This is a genomic window from Micromonospora sp. WMMD987, from assembly GCF_029581435.1.
Classification (GTDB): domain Bacteria; phylum Actinomycetota; class Actinomycetes; order Mycobacteriales; family Micromonosporaceae; genus Micromonospora; species Micromonospora rifamycinica.
Window position 1 is genome coordinate 1,547,112 of sequence record NZ_CP120861.1, and the last position, 15,934, is coordinate 1,563,045.

16 protein-coding genes are annotated in these 15,934 nt (G+C 72.0%); 9 read left to right on the plus strand and 7 right to left on the minus strand.

The genetic code is table 11. The annotated features are described in order from the left end of the window. The 7 genes from istB to O7612_RS06870 form a co-directional block, all read right to left on the minus strand. Window positions 1–795, minus strand: coding sequence for an IS21-like element helper ATPase IstB (istB, locus tag O7612_RS06840; RefSeq protein ID WP_208567359.1), 795 nt, complete (start codon window positions 793–795; stop codon window positions 1–3). Then, window positions 796–2,076, minus strand: a complete 1,281-nt coding sequence (gene istA, locus O7612_RS06845; RefSeq protein ID WP_282266195.1) for an IS21 family transposase — start codon at window positions 2,074–2,076, stop codon at window positions 796–798. A gap of 36 nt (window positions 2,077–2,112) precedes the next feature. Next, window positions 2,113–2,910, minus strand: a complete 798-nt coding sequence (locus tag O7612_RS06850; RefSeq protein WP_282271439.1) for a transposase — start codon at window positions 2,908–2,910, stop codon at window positions 2,113–2,115. Between the two features lie 272 nt (window positions 2,911–3,182). Next, window positions 3,183–4,394 (minus strand): MFS transporter, encoded by a 1,212-nt coding sequence (locus O7612_RS06855; protein ID WP_282271441.1) that lies wholly within the window; start codon window positions 4,392–4,394, stop codon window positions 3,183–3,185. A gap of 64 nt (window positions 4,395–4,458) precedes the next feature. Then, window positions 4,459–5,040 carry an isochorismatase family protein gene (locus tag O7612_RS06860; RefSeq protein WP_282271443.1) on the minus strand — a complete coding sequence of 194 codons (582 nt, stop codon included), beginning with the start codon at window positions 5,038–5,040 and terminating at the stop codon, window positions 4,459–4,461. A 70-nt stretch (window positions 5,041–5,110) separates the two neighbouring features. Continuing rightward, window positions 5,111–6,397, minus strand: coding sequence for a nicotinate phosphoribosyltransferase (locus O7612_RS06865; protein ID WP_282271445.1), 1,287 nt, complete (start codon window positions 6,395–6,397; stop codon window positions 5,111–5,113). A gap of 16 nt (window positions 6,398–6,413) precedes the next feature. Continuing rightward, window positions 6,414–9,092 (minus strand): LuxR family transcriptional regulator, encoded by a 2,679-nt coding sequence (locus O7612_RS06870; protein ID WP_282271447.1) that lies wholly within the window; start codon window positions 9,090–9,092, stop codon window positions 6,414–6,416. Window positions 9,093–9,421: 329 nt separating this feature from the next. Between O7612_RS06870 and clpS the strand changes: the two genes are divergently transcribed. From clpS to O7612_RS06915, 9 genes are all read left to right on the plus strand, one after another. Then, the gene (clpS, locus tag O7612_RS06875) at window positions 9,422–9,712 is read left to right on the plus strand and encodes an ATP-dependent Clp protease adapter ClpS (RefSeq protein WP_067313943.1); all 291 of its coding nucleotides are present in this window, start codon (window positions 9,422–9,424) and stop codon (window positions 9,710–9,712) included. A gap of 120 nt (window positions 9,713–9,832) precedes the next feature. After that, entirely contained in the window at window positions 9,833–10,327 is a 495-nt protein-coding gene (locus tag O7612_RS06880) for a DUF2017 domain-containing protein (RefSeq protein ID WP_282273827.1), read from the plus strand. Window positions 10,328–10,382: 55 nt separating this feature from the next. Beyond that, complete coding sequence (locus O7612_RS06885) at window positions 10,383–10,871, plus strand: M67 family metallopeptidase (protein ID WP_067313938.1); 489 nt, start codon at window positions 10,383–10,385, stop codon at window positions 10,869–10,871. Between the two features lie 61 nt (window positions 10,872–10,932). Then, on the plus strand, window positions 10,933–11,322 hold the full coding sequence (locus tag O7612_RS06890; RefSeq protein WP_282271454.1) for a MoaD family protein: 390 nt from the start codon (window positions 10,933–10,935) through the stop codon (window positions 11,320–11,322). 11 nt (window positions 11,323–11,333) lie between these two features. After that, window positions 11,334–12,299 carry a cysteine synthase gene (locus O7612_RS06895; RefSeq protein WP_282271456.1) on the plus strand — a complete coding sequence of 322 codons (966 nt, stop codon included), beginning with the start codon at window positions 11,334–11,336 and terminating at the stop codon, window positions 12,297–12,299. Window positions 12,300–12,492: 193 nt separating this feature from the next. Then, window positions 12,493–13,239, plus strand: a complete 747-nt coding sequence (locus tag O7612_RS06900; protein ID WP_282271458.1) for an MBL fold metallo-hydrolase — start codon at window positions 12,493–12,495, stop codon at window positions 13,237–13,239. Between the two features lie 93 nt (window positions 13,240–13,332). After that, on the plus strand, window positions 13,333–14,061 hold the full coding sequence (gene rph / locus O7612_RS06905; protein ID WP_282271460.1) for a ribonuclease PH: 729 nt from the start codon (window positions 13,333–13,335) through the stop codon (window positions 14,059–14,061). Next, the gene (rdgB, locus tag O7612_RS06910; protein WP_282271462.1) at window positions 14,058–14,672 is read left to right on the plus strand and encodes an RdgB/HAM1 family non-canonical purine NTP pyrophosphatase; all 615 of its coding nucleotides are present in this window, start codon (window positions 14,058–14,060) and stop codon (window positions 14,670–14,672) included. Before rph ends, rdgB begins: the two co-directional genes overlap by 4 nt. A 180-nt stretch (window positions 14,673–14,852) precedes the next feature. Next, a protein-coding gene (locus tag O7612_RS06915; protein ID WP_282273828.1) for an IS5 family transposase occupies window positions 14,853–15,721 on the plus strand; the annotation gives its coding sequence in 2 pieces (ribosomal slippage) (window positions 14,853–15,195 and window positions 15,195–15,721; 870 coding nt in all). The last annotated feature ends 213 nt before the right edge of the window (window positions 15,722–15,934 follow it).

The window sequence follows — 15,934 nt, forward strand, 5'->3', positions numbered from 1 at the left end:
TTACTTGTCGCGGTCCTTCGCGAGGAGTTCTCGGCGGGCTCTGGTGCGGTAGGACTCGCCTGCGAGGGTGAGGACTTCGGCGTGGTGCACGAGGCGGTCGATCATCGCGGCGGCGACGACTTCGTCGCCGAAGACCTCGCCCCACCGCCCGAAGGGCAGGTTCGAGGTGACGAGGATGGAGCCGGTCTCGTAGCGAGATGCGACGAGTTGGAAGAACAGGTTCGCTGCGTCGGTGTCGAAGGGGATGTAGCCGACTTCGTCGACGATGATGAGCTTGTAGCGGCGGATCTTCTTCAGCTCGGCTTCCAGGGCGCCGCGGTGGTGGGCGCGGGCGAGGCGGTCGATCCAGTTCGTCGCGGTGTCGAACAGGACCGAGTAGCCGGACTGGGTGGCCTTGATCCCGAGCCCGATCGCCAGGTGGGTCTTGCCCAGGCCGGGCGGGCCGAGCAGGATCACGTTCTCCGCCTTCGGGATGAACGTCGCCGTGGCCAGGTGCGCGAGGACGTCCTTGCGGAGGCTCGGCAGGTGGTCGAGGTTGAAGTCTTCCAGGGTCTTGATCGCTGGGAAGTGCGCAGTGCGGATCCGCATCGTCGTGCCGGCAGACTCGCGGTCGGCGACTTGCCGTTCCAACACGGCGGCGAGGTACTCCTCGTGCGACCAGTTCGCCTGTCTGGCCTGGTCGGCCAAGGTCTCCCAGGTCCGCCCGATGGTGGGCGTCTTGAGGACTCTGGTGAGGTAGGCGAGCTTGGATCCCAGCCCGTCCGGTGTCGGTCTGCTCTTCGTTGTCGTGGTCATCTACGTTCCTCCGGCTGCGCTTTCCTGGACCGCCTCAAGGTTGGGGCGGGGGTCGAAGTCCACACCGAACAGGGCGTCGTAGTCCGGCAAGGCCCGGATCGCCACGACGTGTCCATCGGCGTGCAAACGAGTCGAGGCCTGCCGCCGGCGGGCGGCCAAGTCCTGGCGCAGCAGCCGGGCGGTGGCCTGATGCTCGGGATCGGTGATCGTGCGGGCGTGACCCCAGTCGCGGTCGTGATCAGCCACGACCTGCCCGGCGCACGAGGCGACCATCCGGGAGGGGGTGGCGAGCACGTCGACGAACCTGCCGATGCACCGAGGGTCCACGGAGTAGTCGTTGCCGTCGATACGCACGTAGTAGTCCCGCCCCAGCCGCACCCGATGCGTGAGCCCGATCGCCGGCGCCACCGGCGGCAGAGCCACCATCGCGGCCCGGTCCGCCGCCCACCTGGCCGTGGGCGTCATCGAGCCGATCGCCCGCAGGACGCGCGTGTTCGCGCGCTGCACGAGCCAGTCGCTGATCTGGACGTTGAAGTCGAACGGCGAGGTGAACACGCGCCCAGGCAGGAATGAGGTCTCGAAGAACCCGTTGCGCCGCTCGACCAACCCCTTGAACTCCGGATCCCTGCGCGGGGCCAGGCGAATGCGCACCCCGATCGTCCCGGCGAACGACGCCGCCTCCGTCGTGAGCTTCCCGGTGCCGCCGATCGCGGCCTCCCGGTCCCAGACCAAGGTCCGTGGACAGGCGCCCCACCCGGCCACGATCTCCCACATCCCCGCCAGGATGTCTCCGGCCTTCCGACTGGGGATCATGACCGCGTCCGTGACTCGCGAGTACCCGCAGGTCATCGCGAGCACCGGCAGGATCCGCTCAGCCCCGCCGCCAACCGGGATCGGCTGGGGTGGGAACCACAGGTCGCACTGGGCGACCTCGCCCGGGTCGTACTCCACTCGGTCGGTCGGGTCCGGTGGAACGAACAACGGGCGCAGCTCCCGGACCCGGTCTTTCAGGATCGTCAGCGACTTCGTCCACCCGATCCGCTCAGCGATCACCGTCGCAGGCATCCGCGGGAACTCCGCGAGCAATGCCCGGATCTGCGGCTCGACGTCGTCCACCAACGAACCACGAGGGCCACGCTCACGCGACGGCGGCGCCTGTGCCCGAAGCGCTGAACGGACCGTGTTACGCGCCACACCCAACCGACGCGCGATCTCCTTGATCGGAACACCCTCAGCCCGATGCAACCGACGGATCTCAGCCCAGTCTTCCAATGCGATCACCCCTCCAGCCTCGGAGGGGTCAGTCCCAATCCGCCGCTAGAGGGTCAGTCTCAGCGCGTCGTCGACAAGGTCGGGTTCGCGCAGGGTCAGCCGGAATCCGTGTCGGCGGGGCCGGCCTCCGAGTGGGTGGGCGGCCCGGTGTTCGGGTCTGGTCCACATGGTCTGCGAGGTCGCGAGTCTGACCAGGACGTCCGCGGGAATCCTGCGTTCGCGGATCAGGTGGGTGATCCGGGCCGCGGGATAGCCGGAATCGAGGAGGAACAGCGACGGGTCGCCCGGGCGGGCGCCGTCGGCTGCGCAGATCTGTGCGATGTGGCCGACGGTGACCTCGACCAGGTCGTCGTCGGAGGTGATGCGGTCGGCCAGGACCGGCACGACCCACGAGTCCGGGGTCAGCGTCAACCGGACGACGTGCTGATACCGCCACCCGGTCTTGATCAGCGCCGCACCACGCGGGCCGCCTGGGGTGTACTGCGGTTGCCGGTCCGGGCTGGTGGCTGCGTTCGGCCGGGGCCACGCGGTGGTATCGACGGCATACACCCGGGGCAGACCGGACCGAGCGGCGATCCGGCACGCCGCCCGCAACGCCCGGCCGGTATCGATCTCGCCGTCGCGTAACGCCCGGTACGCCGCGGCGTGCCCGGTGACCGTGCCCAGCGACAGATGCGCCGGGCAGCCACACCGTCCCTGGTCCGCGGCCAGCTCATCGACCAGCGAGAACAACGTCCTCGACCGCGACACGAGGACACCCTCGTACAACTCCCGCCGCCACGCATCCAACAAGATCCGGCCCAGCTCGCTGTCACCGGCACCGGTAGCCGCTACGCTCCTCATCGAGAACCCTGCCCATTGATGATCTTTGTGTGAGAACTCAGATCATGGACAGGGTTCTCCCTGTTCCGCTAGACCTCGACCACCACAAATCCCCACGATGGTCAAAACACGAGGCGGTATGCCCCAGCGTCATTTAAATGACGCTGGGGCATACCGCTCGACGAGAGAAGTATGGTCCACCGTCGTGCCGTCGTGCCGTCGTGCCGTCGTGCCGTCGTGCCGTCGTGCCGTCGTGCCGTCGTGCCGTCGTGCCGTCGTGCCGTCGTGCCGGGTCAGGTGGCGGCGGGGGTCAGCTCGACGGTGGGTTCGGTGTCGGGCGTGCGGCGGTGGCGCAGCTCCACCGGGAGCACGACGAGGGTCACCAGCAGCCCCACTGCCCCCGTGACCGCGAAGCCCCACAGCGGCACCGAGGCGTCGATCACCGCGCCGGCCAGCGGAGCGCCGAGGGCGATGCCCACCGTGGTGGCGGAGCCGTGCAGGCCCATCGCCTCGCCGCGTACCCCGGCCGGGGCGAGCTGGCTGACCGCGTCCGCGGTGGCCGCGATCGTGGGGGCGCAGAGCGCGCCGGCCGGCAGCAGGGCCAGGCAGAGCAGCCACCAGTGTCCCCCGCCCAGCCCGACCGGGATGGTGCAGAGACTGAGCAGGGCGGCCAACGCCAGCGGGGAGAAGGACCGGCGGACGGCCCCGTACGCGAAGCCACCGACCAACGACGCGACCGCCCAGGCGGTGAGCACCGCACCGGTCCAGCCGACCTCGCCACCGGCCCGCAGCACGGCGACCACCGCCACGTCGGTGCCGCCGAGCACCAGGGTGGCGGCGGCGCTCACCGCGAACACGGCGAGCAGACGGCTGGTCAGCCACTGCCGCCGGGGAATCCGGGGCTGCGGACCGACCGGCTCGTCGGCGCTGCGGATCGGCGGGTCGAGCAGCCAGAGGAGGATGCCGGAGGAGACGATGCCCGCGCCGATCGCCCAGAGCGCGACCCGGGGCGACACGGCGGTGGCGAGCGCCACGGCCAGCGCCGGCCCGATCATGAAGGACAGCTCCATCGACATCGAGTCCAGCGCGTACGCGGGGCGCCGGCGCTGCGCCGGGACCAGCGCGGCGATCGACTGCCGGACCACCGAGAAGACCGGCAGCGCGAACAACCCGGCCACGAACGCGGCGGGCAACAGCAGCGGCAGGCGCAACGTCGGGGCGCTCGCCCAGAAGACCGCCTCGACGGCGGTGGTCGTCGCGATCACCGGCCGCAGGCCGCGTCGGTCCACCAGCCGGCCGAGCAGGGGTGAGCCGATCGCCGCGCCGGTGACCGACGCGGCACCGACCAGGCCGGCGGCCCCGTAACCCCGGCCCAGCTCCAGCACCACGAAGAAGGTGAGGGCCACCCCGGTCGCGGTGAGCGGAATACGGGCCAGCACCGCCACCAGCAGCAGGGACCGCAGGCCGGGCTGGGCCAGGGCCTTCCGGTAAGGCGTCAACGTCATGATGCTCCGTACCTCCGGCGGTCATCCTCGACCGGAGGTACGACAACGGCAAGCGATTACCGGCTCATGCGGCGCTGATCACCGGCTCACCGTGCAGGGTCACCCCGGCACCGTCCATCGCCCGCAGCGCCACGTCCAGCGTCGGCGGCGCGACCGCCGCCGTCAGGTCGAGCAGCACGGTGGTGGCGAAGCCCTCCCGCGCGGCGTCCAGGGCGGTGGCCCGGACGCAGTGGTCGGTGGCGATGCCGACCACGTCGACCCGGTCCACGTCGTGCCGGCGCAGCCAGTCGGCCAGGCCCTCACCGTCGGCGGCGTGCCCCTCGAAGCCGGAGTACGCGGCGGCGTGCTCACCCTTGTGGAAGACCGCCTCGACCCGGTCGGTCACCAGGTCGGGGTGGAACTCGCTGCCCGGGGTGCCGACCACGCAGTGCCGGGGCCAGGAATCGACGTAGTCCGGCGGGTCGCCGAAGTGCGCCCCCGGGTCGACGTGGTAGTCCTTGGTGGCGATCACGTGGTCCCACCGCCGCGGTTCGGCCGCCAGCAACCCGGAGATGCCGGCGGCGACCCCCGCGCCCCCGGCGACGGCGAGCGAACCGCCCTCACAGAAGTCGTTCTGCACGTCCACGATGATCAGCGCGTTGGCCATCGGCGCTTCCCTCCTCTCCGCTCACCGCCGGTGACCCCACCTGCGGCACGACCCAGTCTGCCCCGACGACTCAACCGGCCGGTACGACCGTGACCGGGATCGCCGGATCACCTGCGGAGAGCTTCAGCCCCTCCCACGGGATGGAGATCAGGCACTGGCGCAGGTGCTCGCGGGACTGCTCGATGCCGGGCAGGTCGACCGGCTCGCCGTCGACCACGAACGAGCGCTGGAGCAGCCGGTCGTTGGCCTGCCGGTCCGGTACGCCCTGCGAGACGATGATCTCCTCAGTGGCCGTGCCGGTGGGCTTGTGCCGGCGTACCGCGACCTTCCGGCCCCCGATGGTGCCCTTGTTCTCGGAACGCTTGACCACCGGCCGCCCGTCCACCTCGACGAGCTTGTAGACCAGGCTGGCGGTGGGCGCCCCGGACCCGGTGACCACGGCGGTGCCCGCGCCGTACATGTCGACCGGTTCGGCGGCGAGGGCGGCGATGGCGTACTCGTCGAGGTCACCCGAAACGATGATCTTGGTCTCGGTGGCGCCGAGCGAGTCGAGCAGTTCCCGGGACTGCTGGGCGATGACCGCCAGATCGCCGGAGTCGATCCGGACTGCCCGCAGCTCCGGCCCGGCCACCTCGATGGCGGTCCGGATGCCCTGGCTGATGTCGTACGTGTCGACCAGCAGCGTGGTGTCCCGGCCCAACGTGGCGACCTGCGACGCGAACGCCGTCCGCTCGTCGTCGTGCAGCAGGGTGAACGCGTGCGCGGCGGTCCCGGCGGTGGGGATGCTGTAGCGCTGGCCGGCGGCGAGGTTGGAGGTGAACCGGAAACCGGCCAGGTACGCCGCCCGCGCGGCGGCCACCGCCGCCTCCTCGTGCGCCCGCCGGGAACCCATCTCGATCAGTGCCCGGCCCCGGGCCGCGGTGACCATCCGGGCGGCTGCCGCGGCCACCGCGCAGTCGTGGTTGAGCACCGACAGCACCAGCGTCTCCAGCACCACGCACTCGGCGAAGCCGCCGGAGATGGTGAGGATGGGGGAGCCGGGGAAGAACAGCTCACCCTCGGCGTACCCGTCGATGTCGCCGGTGAACCGGTAGCCGGCCAGCCACCGGGCGGCCGGCTCGTCGACCACCCCGGTCCGCAGCAGGAAGTCGACCTCCTCCGGGGCGAACCGGAACTCCCTGACCATGTCGATCAGGCGGCCGGTCCCGGCGACCACGCCGTACCGACGTCCGGTGGGCAGGCGTCGGCTGAACACCTCGAAGGTGCAGCGGCGGTCGGCGGTGCCGTCCCGCAGGGCGGCACTGACCATGGTCAGCTCGTAGTGGTCGGTCAGCAGCGCGGGACGAAGACGGTTCACCAGCCCAGCCTAGAGTTCACCCGGCCGCGCCGCCGTCGTGCCCCGGGACCGACCGCAGCGCCGTACCCAGCTGGGCACGGCTGGTGATACCGAGCTTGCCGTAGACCCGCTGGAGGTGGTTCTCCACCGTCCGGGTCGACAGGAACAGCCGGCCCGCGATGACCCGGCTCGTCGCTCCGGCGGCGGCGAGGCCGGCGACCTCCAGCTCCCGGGCGCTCAGCGAGGGACGGAGCGCGTCCAGCGCCGGGGTCCGGATCCGGTCGCAGCGGGCGAGCAGGGCGGCGAGCCGTTCGTGCGCGGTCGCGGCCGACGTCGACCGCTCCCGCCGCCACCCGCGCAACGCGGTCGCGGTGGCGTCGACCGCCCAGAGCGTCAGGTGCAGCCCGGCGAAGTCGTCGGCCGCCGCCAGCAGGGCGGACCCGTCGTGCTCGGCGGCGGCCCGCGCGTACCGGGCGAGCAGCGGGGTCAGCCCGCCGTCGACCTCCCCGGCGAGTTCCGCCAACCGCTGCGCGACCGTAGGCCGGCTGCCGTCGGGGCACGCCGGCCCGACCGGGGCGCCGGCCTGGCCGAGCCGGACCAGATCGTGCAGGACGAGCACCTCGTGACCGGCGAGACCGGCGGCGCGCAGCCGGTCGGCCAGCTCGCCGAGGTGCCGGGCCGCCCCGGCGGGATCGCCGCCGGCGGCCAGCACCGCGCCACGGGCCTGCTCCAGCCAGGGCTGGAGGACCGCCATGCCGGGGGTCTGGACCCGGTCGGCCTCGACCATCGCCTCCTTCGCGGTCGCCACGTCACCGCGCAGCGCCGCCGCCTGGGCGCGCTCGGCGTGCGCGAGCCCCGCGAAGACCCGGCTGGTGGCGAGCACCACGCAGGCGTCGAGGCTGGCCTTGAGGGCGTCGTCGCCGCGACCGCGCAGCCGCGCCGCGTACGCCTGGAGGATGGACAGGTAGCCGGTGCCGAGCCGGAAGTCCCCGGCGTCGGCCTGGTCGGCGAACTCGTCGGCCACGATGGCGTCGATGCCGGCCAGGTCCGCGGTGAGGGTGAGCCGGGTGCCCCGGGCCAGTTCCATGGCCAGGTGCAGGTACGGCATGTCGGCCCGCCAGTTCGCCGCCTCCGCCTGCACCCGGTCGATCGCCGCGGCGCTGGCCCGGAACCGGCCCCGCGCCGCGTCGGCGTGGGCGACGGTGGACCGGGCCAGCTCCCTGGCCGCGACACCGGCCGCCGGATGGTCCAGCACCGAGCGGCTGATCCGCAGCGCGGTGTCGACGTCCAGGCTGTGCAGCCGCATGATCGCCTCGAAGGCGCGCAGCCGGGCCCGGTGTCCGGGGTCGGCGAGGGTGTGACCGGCCGCCGCCAGGGTGTCCACCATGGACTGCCGGCTCAGGCCCCAGTAGCCGACCATCCCGTGCACGGTCAGCCAGCGGCAGCGCCGGTCCTCCGAGCCGACGTCGTCGGCCACCGCGTCGAGCACGTCGACGGCCTCCGCCGGCCGGTCGCCGAACATCAGGAGGGTGGCGAGCAGCTCGGCCGCGGGGAAACCGCCGTCGGCGTCGAGCGCGGCCCGCGCCAGCCGGGTGGCCAGCGGCACGTCGTACCGGGTGAACGCCTGACGGGCCGCGTCGAGCAGCAGCGCCGGGTCCTGGGCGGTGCCGGAGTTCAACCGCCACACCGCGACCCGCAGCAGGTCACCGCGGCGACGGGCGCCGACCCGTTCCAGCCGCTCGGCGAGCTGGGCCTGGAGGCGGCGGGTCCGGCTGACCGGGCACCGTCGGCGGATCACCTCGCCGTAGAGCGGGTGGGCGAGCCGGGCATCGGCCCGCCGGTCGCCCGAGCCCACGGTGATCAGGCCGCGCTCCTCGGCCACCTCCACGTCGGCCGGGTCGGCAGCCTGTCCGAGCAGGTGCAGGCCGAGCGGTTCACCGAAGGCGACCAGCTCGACCACGGTCCGGACGCCGGGCTCCAACCGCCCGATCCGGGTGTCGACGAGGTCGGTGAGGCTGGGGGCCAGCTCGAGTCGCCCGGTCCACCGCCACAGTCCGTAGCTGCGGACCAGTTCACCTCCGGCGGCGGCGGCCAGCACCAACTCCCGGAGCAGCAGCGGGTTGCCGGCGGAGAGCCGGAACAGCCGCTCGGCGGTGCCCGCGTCGACCGGCCCGGTCAGGATGGCGGCGAGCAGGGCCGTGGTCTCGGCCGGCCCGAGCGGGGCCAGCTCGGCGTGTTCGACCAGGTCGTCGGTCCACAGTGCCCGGACGGGCAGCGGGATCTGCTCGCCGCTGCGCAGCGTCCCCAGCACGGTGGTGTTCTCCGCGCGGGCGAGCAGGTGGACCAGGGCCGCCGACGGGGGATCGAGCAGGTGGGCGTCGTCGATGGCGAGCACGGTGCGCCGCCCGGCGGCCTGTTCCCGGAGCACGTCGACCCCCCAGCGCAGCACACCGGCGGGGGAGAGGCCGGGCGGCTGCTCGGCGGGCAGCACCGGGGCGAGGCCGCCGAAGGGCAACGCCGAGGTGGCGGTGCTGGCCGCGACGAACGACAGCGCGTACCGGTCCGGGGGCAGGTCGGCCACCCCCTCCCGCAGCAGCCGGCTCTTGCCGACGCCCGCGCTGCCGCTGACGAAGAGCCCGCGCCCCTGGTCTGCGTGCACCGCGGCCCGCAGACGGGTGAGTTCATCCGTACGGCCGACGAAACCCCACCGACTCATCCGGGCAGCATATCGATGCAATTCGGTGCGGAGGCACCCGGTCACCCACGGGAGTGGAGTAGGTGCGGGTCCGACACTGAGTATCCGCGTCGTGCCGGTGCGGTATCCGCGCCGGGCCACCCCGGGTGGGCGGGTGTGCGCGTCCCTCCGTCGATCGTCACCGGCCCGGTCGTCCCGTCCGGGTGTCCGGCGTCAGGCGGGCCGGGCCGGTCGACGCGGGGCCGCCCCGGTATCCGTATTCCCCCGGTTTCCGCAGCTCTGGCGGGTGATCGGAGCCGTCCCGGCGTTCCGGTTCATCGGATCCCCGCTTCCGGTGGCACCATGGGGGCATGGCGGCTCCACAGGTTGCACCGGTCGAGACGCCGGACACCGACGAGGTGCCGGTCGCGGACCGGCAGTGGGTGACGATCGTCTGGGACGACCCGGTCAACCTCATGACGTACGTGACCTGGGTCTTCCAGAAGCTGTTCGGTTACAGCCGGGAGAAGGCCGAGAAGCTGATGCTGGACGTGCACCACAAGGGCCGGGCCGTGGTGTCCAGCGGCGCCCGGGAACGGATGGAGCACGACGCGGCCCAGTTGCACGCGTACGGCCTCTGGGCGACGGTGGACCGCTCGTGAGCGTGAGGAGTGAGCCGGGTTTGCGAGCCCCGCAGTCGCGAACGGAGATGGCCCGGTGAGCGCGAGGAGTGAGCCGTTCCTGCGAGCCCCGCAGTCGCGAACGGAGATCACCCGGTGAGCATGTTCCGTCGTCAGGGTGACCGTTACGTGGCGACCTTCGCCGTGGACGAGGCGCGGGTGCTGCGCAAGGTCGCCGGTGAGGTGGTCGGGCTGCTCACCGACGGCTTCGACCCGGCCGACCCGGTCGTCGGTCGGCTCTTTCCCGAGGCGTACCCGGACGACCCGGCGGGCACCGCGGAGTTCCGCCGGTACACCGAGGGCGACCTGAAGACCGCCAAGATCGACCAGGCCGGCGCGGTGCTCGCCGCGCTGCCCGACTCCGCCGGTGGCGAGGTGCGGCTGGACGCCGAGGCGGCCGAGGCGTGGCTGCGGGCGCTCAACGACGCCCGGCTCGCGATGGGCGTCCGGTTGGAGATCAAGGACGGCACTGACCTGGGCGAGGAGCTCGACGACGCGGTCGCCGACGACCCGACCTCGTCCCGGGTGTTCCAACTGTCGGTCTACGCCTACCTCGGCTATCTCCAGGAATCGCTGCTCAATGCCCTGATCGACTGAACTGTGACGGTCACCGCCTCGCCGGTTGCGGTGGACGGGCGCTAGGCTGGGTCACGTGCTGAGCATCGACCGGTCGATCGTCGAGGCGATCGTCGCCCACGCGCGCCGGGACCACCCGGACGAGGCGTGCGGGGTGGTCGCCGGACCCGTCGGCGGCGACACCCCGACCCGGCACATCCCGATGGACAACGCGGCCCGCTCGATGACGTTCTACGAGTTCGACTCGATGGAGCACCTGCGGGTGTGGCGGGAGATGGACGACCGCGACGAGGAGCCGGTCGTCATCTACCACTCGCACACCGCCACCGAGGCGTACCCGTCCCGCACGGACGTGGCCTTCGCCGGTGAGCCGGGCGCGCACTACCTGCTGGTCTCCACCCGCGAGCCGGACACCGAGGAGATCCGGTCGTTCCGGATCGTCGACGGCGTGGTGACCGAGGAGCCGGTGCGGATCGTGGACGCCGGGGTGGACCCGCACGCGGTCCAGTCCTACATGTTCGGGCAGAGCCCGGCGACGGTCGACTACGAGTGTTCCGGCAGCTGATCCCCAGCTCCGCACACCCTTTCCGTCCGGCACCGAGGCACACCCGACCAAGGAGTACGTCATGGCCATCGAGGTTCGCATCCCCACCATCCTGCGCAGCTACACCGGCGGCGCGAAGGTCGTCGAGGGCGCCGGGGACACCCTGGGCGACCTGCTCAACGACCTGGACTCCCGGCACGCCGGCCTGAAGGGCCGGCTGGTCACCGAGGCCGGCGCGCTGCACCGCTTCGTCAACGTCTACGTCAACGACGAGGACGTCCGGTTCCTCGGCGCGCTGGACGCCAAGCTCAACGACGGTGACAGCGTGACCGTCCTGCCGGCCGTCGCCGGTGGGGCGTTCGGCTTCGCCGCCGCGGCGGCGATCAGCCAGCACCGGGCCGGCCGGCACGGCCCCGCCGGGGCGACCGCCTCGTCCGCGGTCGTCCGGCGCGTGGCCGTCGCCGCCCGCTGAGGGCGGGCGTCATGACGCGGTACGACAGCCTGCTCGACGCCTGCGGCGGCACCCCGCTGGTGGGTCTGCCCCGGCTCTCGCCGACGGTGCCCGACGGGGCACCGCCGGTGCGGCTCTGGGCCAAGCTGGAGGACCGGAACCCGACCGGCAGCATCAAGGACCGCGCGGCCCTGTTCATGGTCCGGGCGGCGGAGCAGGCCGGCCGCCTCCGGGCGGGCGACACGATCCTGGAGCCGACCAGCGGCAACACCGGCATCTCGTTGGCCATGGTGGCCAAGCTGCGCGGCTACCGGCTGGTCTGCGTGATGCCGGAGAACGTCTCCACCGAACGGGTCCAGCTCCTCCGGATGTACGGTGCGGAGATCATCTTCTCGCCGGCGGCGGGCGGCTCGAACCAGGCGGTCGCCACCGCCAAGCAGATCGCGACCGAGCACCCCGACTGGGTGATGCTCTACCAGTACGGCAACGAGGCCAACGCGCGGGCGCACTACGAGACCACCGGCCCGGAGCTGCTGCACGACCTGCCCACCATCACGCACTTCGTGGCGGGCCTGGGCACCACCGGCACCCTGATGGGCACCGGGCGGTTCCTGCGGGAGAAGGTCGAGGGCATCCAGGTGGTGGCGGCCGAGCCCCGCTACGGCGAACTGGTCTACGGGCTGCGCAACATCGACGAGGGCTACGTCCCCGAGCTGTACGACGCGACGGTACTCAACCGGCGCTTCTCCGTCGGCACCCGGGACGCGGTGCTGCGTACCCGGCAGCTGGTGGAGGTGGAGGGGATCTTCGCCGGCTTCTCCACCGGGGCGATCCTGCACGCCGCCCTGGCCGTGGCCCACGAGGCGGTGCGGGACGGCCGCCGGGCCGACGTCGCCTTCGTGGTCTGCGACGGCGGCTGGAAGTACCTCTCCACCGGGGCGTACGGCGGCACGCTCGCCGACGCCGAGAACGCCCTGGAGGGGCAGCTCTGGGCCTGACCCGCCGGGAGCCCGGTCAGCGGACCGCCGACCGGGCTCCGTGGGTGTCACGTTGATGACAACTTCCAGAAGATGATTCTGGCTCCGCCGTCGCTGCGCGTAGGCTGCGCACCGTGGCGTACGCGTCGGTTGAGATCATCAGCCCACCTGGCCCCGGCGTGTCGACTACCTATCGTAATTGTGGGGCGACTGGATGCGGCTGACCGTCCTGGGCTGTGCGGGGAGCTTTCCCGGTCCCGAGTCCCCCTGCTCGGCCTACCTCGTCGAGGCGCAGGGCTTCCGTCTGCTGGTCGACTTCGGGTCCGGCTCGCTGTCCACCCTCCAGCGCTACGCCGGGCTGCACGCCCCGGACGCCATCCTCCTGACGCACCTGCACTGCGACCACATCCTCGACGCGGCGTCGTACGTGGTCGTCCGACGGTACGCCCCGGACGGCCCCTATCCGGCGCTGCCGGTCTACGCGCCGCCGGGCGCCCCGGACCGGCTCGCCACCGCCTACGGTCAGGACGGTGCCGACGTGGAGGACGTCTACCAGTTCTACGGCCTCCAGCCGGGCACCTTCCCGATCGGCCCGTTCACCGTCACCGTCGACCGGGTGAACCATCCGGTCGAGACGTACGGGGTACGGCTGGAGCACGAGGGTCGGGTGCTCTGCTACTCCTCCGACACGGCCCCCTGCGAGGCACTGCTGCGGCTCGCCCAGGACGCCGACGTCTTCCTCTGCGAGGCCAGTTACCTCGACGGGGTGGACAATCCCCCGGACCTGCACCTGACCGGTCGGGAGGCCGGCGAGGCGGCCACCAAGGCCGGGGTGGGCCGGCTGCTGCTGACCCACCTGGTGGTGGCCTGGGGCAGCGAGTCGCACACCATCGCGGCGGCGGCCGGGGCGTACACCGGCCCGCTGGAAGTGGTCCGGGCCGGCGCCAGCTACGACATCTGACCCGGCGCGGGTGCGGCGAGACGGCCCGGCAGTCGACGGTCGGCTGAGGAGACCGCGGCGCGCGGCGATCACGGCACCGCATAGGGTGCAGGGATGGCACGACCTGACGGGCGTCGACCCGACCAACTCCGACCGGTGACGTTGACCCGGGGCTGGAGCACCCACCCGGAGGGCTCGGTGCTCGTCGAGTTCGGCGGCACCCGGGTGCTCTGCACGGCGAGCGTCACCGAGGGCGTGCCGCGCTGGCGCAAGGGCTCCGGGCTCGGCTGGGTCACCGCCGAGTACGCGATGCTGCCCCGGGCCACCAACACCCGCTCCGACCGGGAGAGCGTCCGCGGCAAGATCGGCGGGCGGACCCACGAGATCTCCCGGCTGATCGGCCGCAGCCTGCGCGCCTGCGTCGACCTGAAGGCGCTCGGCGAGAACTCGGTCGTGCTCGACTGCGACGTGCTCCAGGCCGACGGCGGCACCCGTACCGCCTCGATCACCGGCGCGTACGTGGCCCTGTACGACGCGGTGAGCTGGCTGGCCGCCCGCAAGTCGCTGGCCGGCAAGCCGGAGAAGGTGATGCACCGGTCGGTGGCCGCCGTCAGCGTCGGGATCGTCGCGGGCGAGCCGCTGCTGGACCTCTGCTACGTCGAGGACGTGGCCGCCGAGGTGGACATGAACGTCGTCTGCACGGGCGAGGGCGACTTCGTCGAGGTGCAGGGCACCGGGGAGGACGGGGTCTTCTCCCGGGCACAGCTCGACGCGTTGCTGGACGTCGCGTCGTTGGGCTGTCTGGAACTGGCCGAGGCCCAGCGGAAGGCGCTCGCATCATGAACAAGGTCCTGCTCGCCACCCGGAACCGCAAGAAGCTGGTCGAACTCCAGCGCATCCTCGACGGCGCGCTCGGCGCGCACCGGATCGCCCTGCTCGGCCTGGACGACGTCGAGGAGTACCCGGAGCTGCCGGAGACCGGCCTCACCTTCGGTGAGAACGCCCTGATCAAGGCGCGGGAGGGCTGCCGGCGGACCGGTCTGCCCACCATCGCCGACGACTCCGGCATCGCGGTCGACGCGCTCAACGGCATGCCGGGGGTGTTCAGCGCCCGCTGGGCGGGCCGGCACGGCGACGACCGGGCCAACCTCCAACTGGTGCTGGACCAGATCGCCGACCTGCCCGACGAGCACCGGGGCGCGGCCTTCGTCTGCACCGTCGCGCTGGTGCTGCCCGGCGGCAAGGAGCACCTGGTCGACGGTCGCCAGCCCGGCCGGCTGCTGCGCGCCCCGCGCGGCGACGGCGGCTTCGGCTACGACCCGATCTTCGTCGGCGACGGCCAGGACCGCACCAACGCGGAGCTGACCCCGCAGGAGAAGGACGCGATCAGTCACCGGGGCAAGGCGCTGCGCGAGTTGGCGAGGCTGGCCGCCAAGGTGCTGCCCGCCGGCTGAGCCCGCCGTCGACCGACTCGTCGCCCCGCAGGCTTGTGCGACGCGACGACGCCCGGCCGTCGACCCACTCATCGTCGTCGCCGGGATCTGCGACGACGCCCGTCGGTCGAGTAAGGAGCGCCGCCGCGACTAGGGCGTGTCCTGCCGATCTTGTAGCGGTTGGTCGTTGACGATGTGCCGGTGGTACGTCGTGGTGAGCTGACCGACGAGGCGTGGGCGGTGATCGCCCCGCTGCTTCCCGAGCCGGGCGGTGCGCGGGGGCGGTGGCGGGATCATCGCCAGGTCATCAACGGGATCTTGTGGAAGCTGCGTACGGGTGCGCCGTGGCGTGACCTGCCGGAACGCTTCGGGCCGTGGAAGACCTGCCACGAACGGCTGCGCCGGTGGAGCGCTGACGGAACGTGGGATCGGATTCTCGCGGCGGCGCAGGTCCACGACGATGGCACACCGGTGCAGTGGACGATCAGCATCGACTCGTCGATCGTGCGGGCGCACCAGCATGCCGCTGGCGCCCGCAAAAAAGGGGCTCCACGGCAAGTCCGGCGGCACCTGGTACGCAAGATGGCGAGGCCATCGGCCGATCCCGCGGCGGACTGAGCACGAAAATCCACCTGGCTGTCGACGGACGCGGCCGGCCGTTGTCGATCCTGCTCACCCCGGGCCAGGCCGGTGACAACCCGCAGCTGTTGGCGCTGCTGGATGCGATCCGGATCAACGAGCCCGGGCCGGGTCGGCCCCGCAAGCGACCGGAGGTGCTGATCGCGGACAAGGGCTATGCGCATGACTCGACCCGTCGAGCCCTGCGACAACGCGGGATCCGGCACGTCATCCCGGAACGCTCGGACCAGGTCGCCCGCCGGGCCGCCAAGGGCAGCCACGGCGGGCGACCACCGGCCTTCGACAAGGCGATCTACCGCAAGCGCAACGTCGTGGAACGCTGCTTCAACCGGCTAAAGCAGTGGCGTGACCTGGCCACCCGCTACGCCAAGCGCGCATCCCTCTACCGGTCCGGCCTGGTCCTCATCGCCGCCATCATCTGGCTTCCATGATCGGCAGGACAGGCCCTAGTTACCAGAAGTAGTTTCGGTGACGCCCCCACCTCCCCACCCACCATCCTTTGCTCTGCTGCTCCCTAGGCGACAGGCACACAGAGTGTCCGCCCAAGGATTGCTGTCCTTGGTGCCGCTTATGACTTTTACCTGTTCAGGCGAATGTCGCGTCAGTGGCAGCAGAGCAAAGGGTCTGTGCCGGTGTGGTGGCTC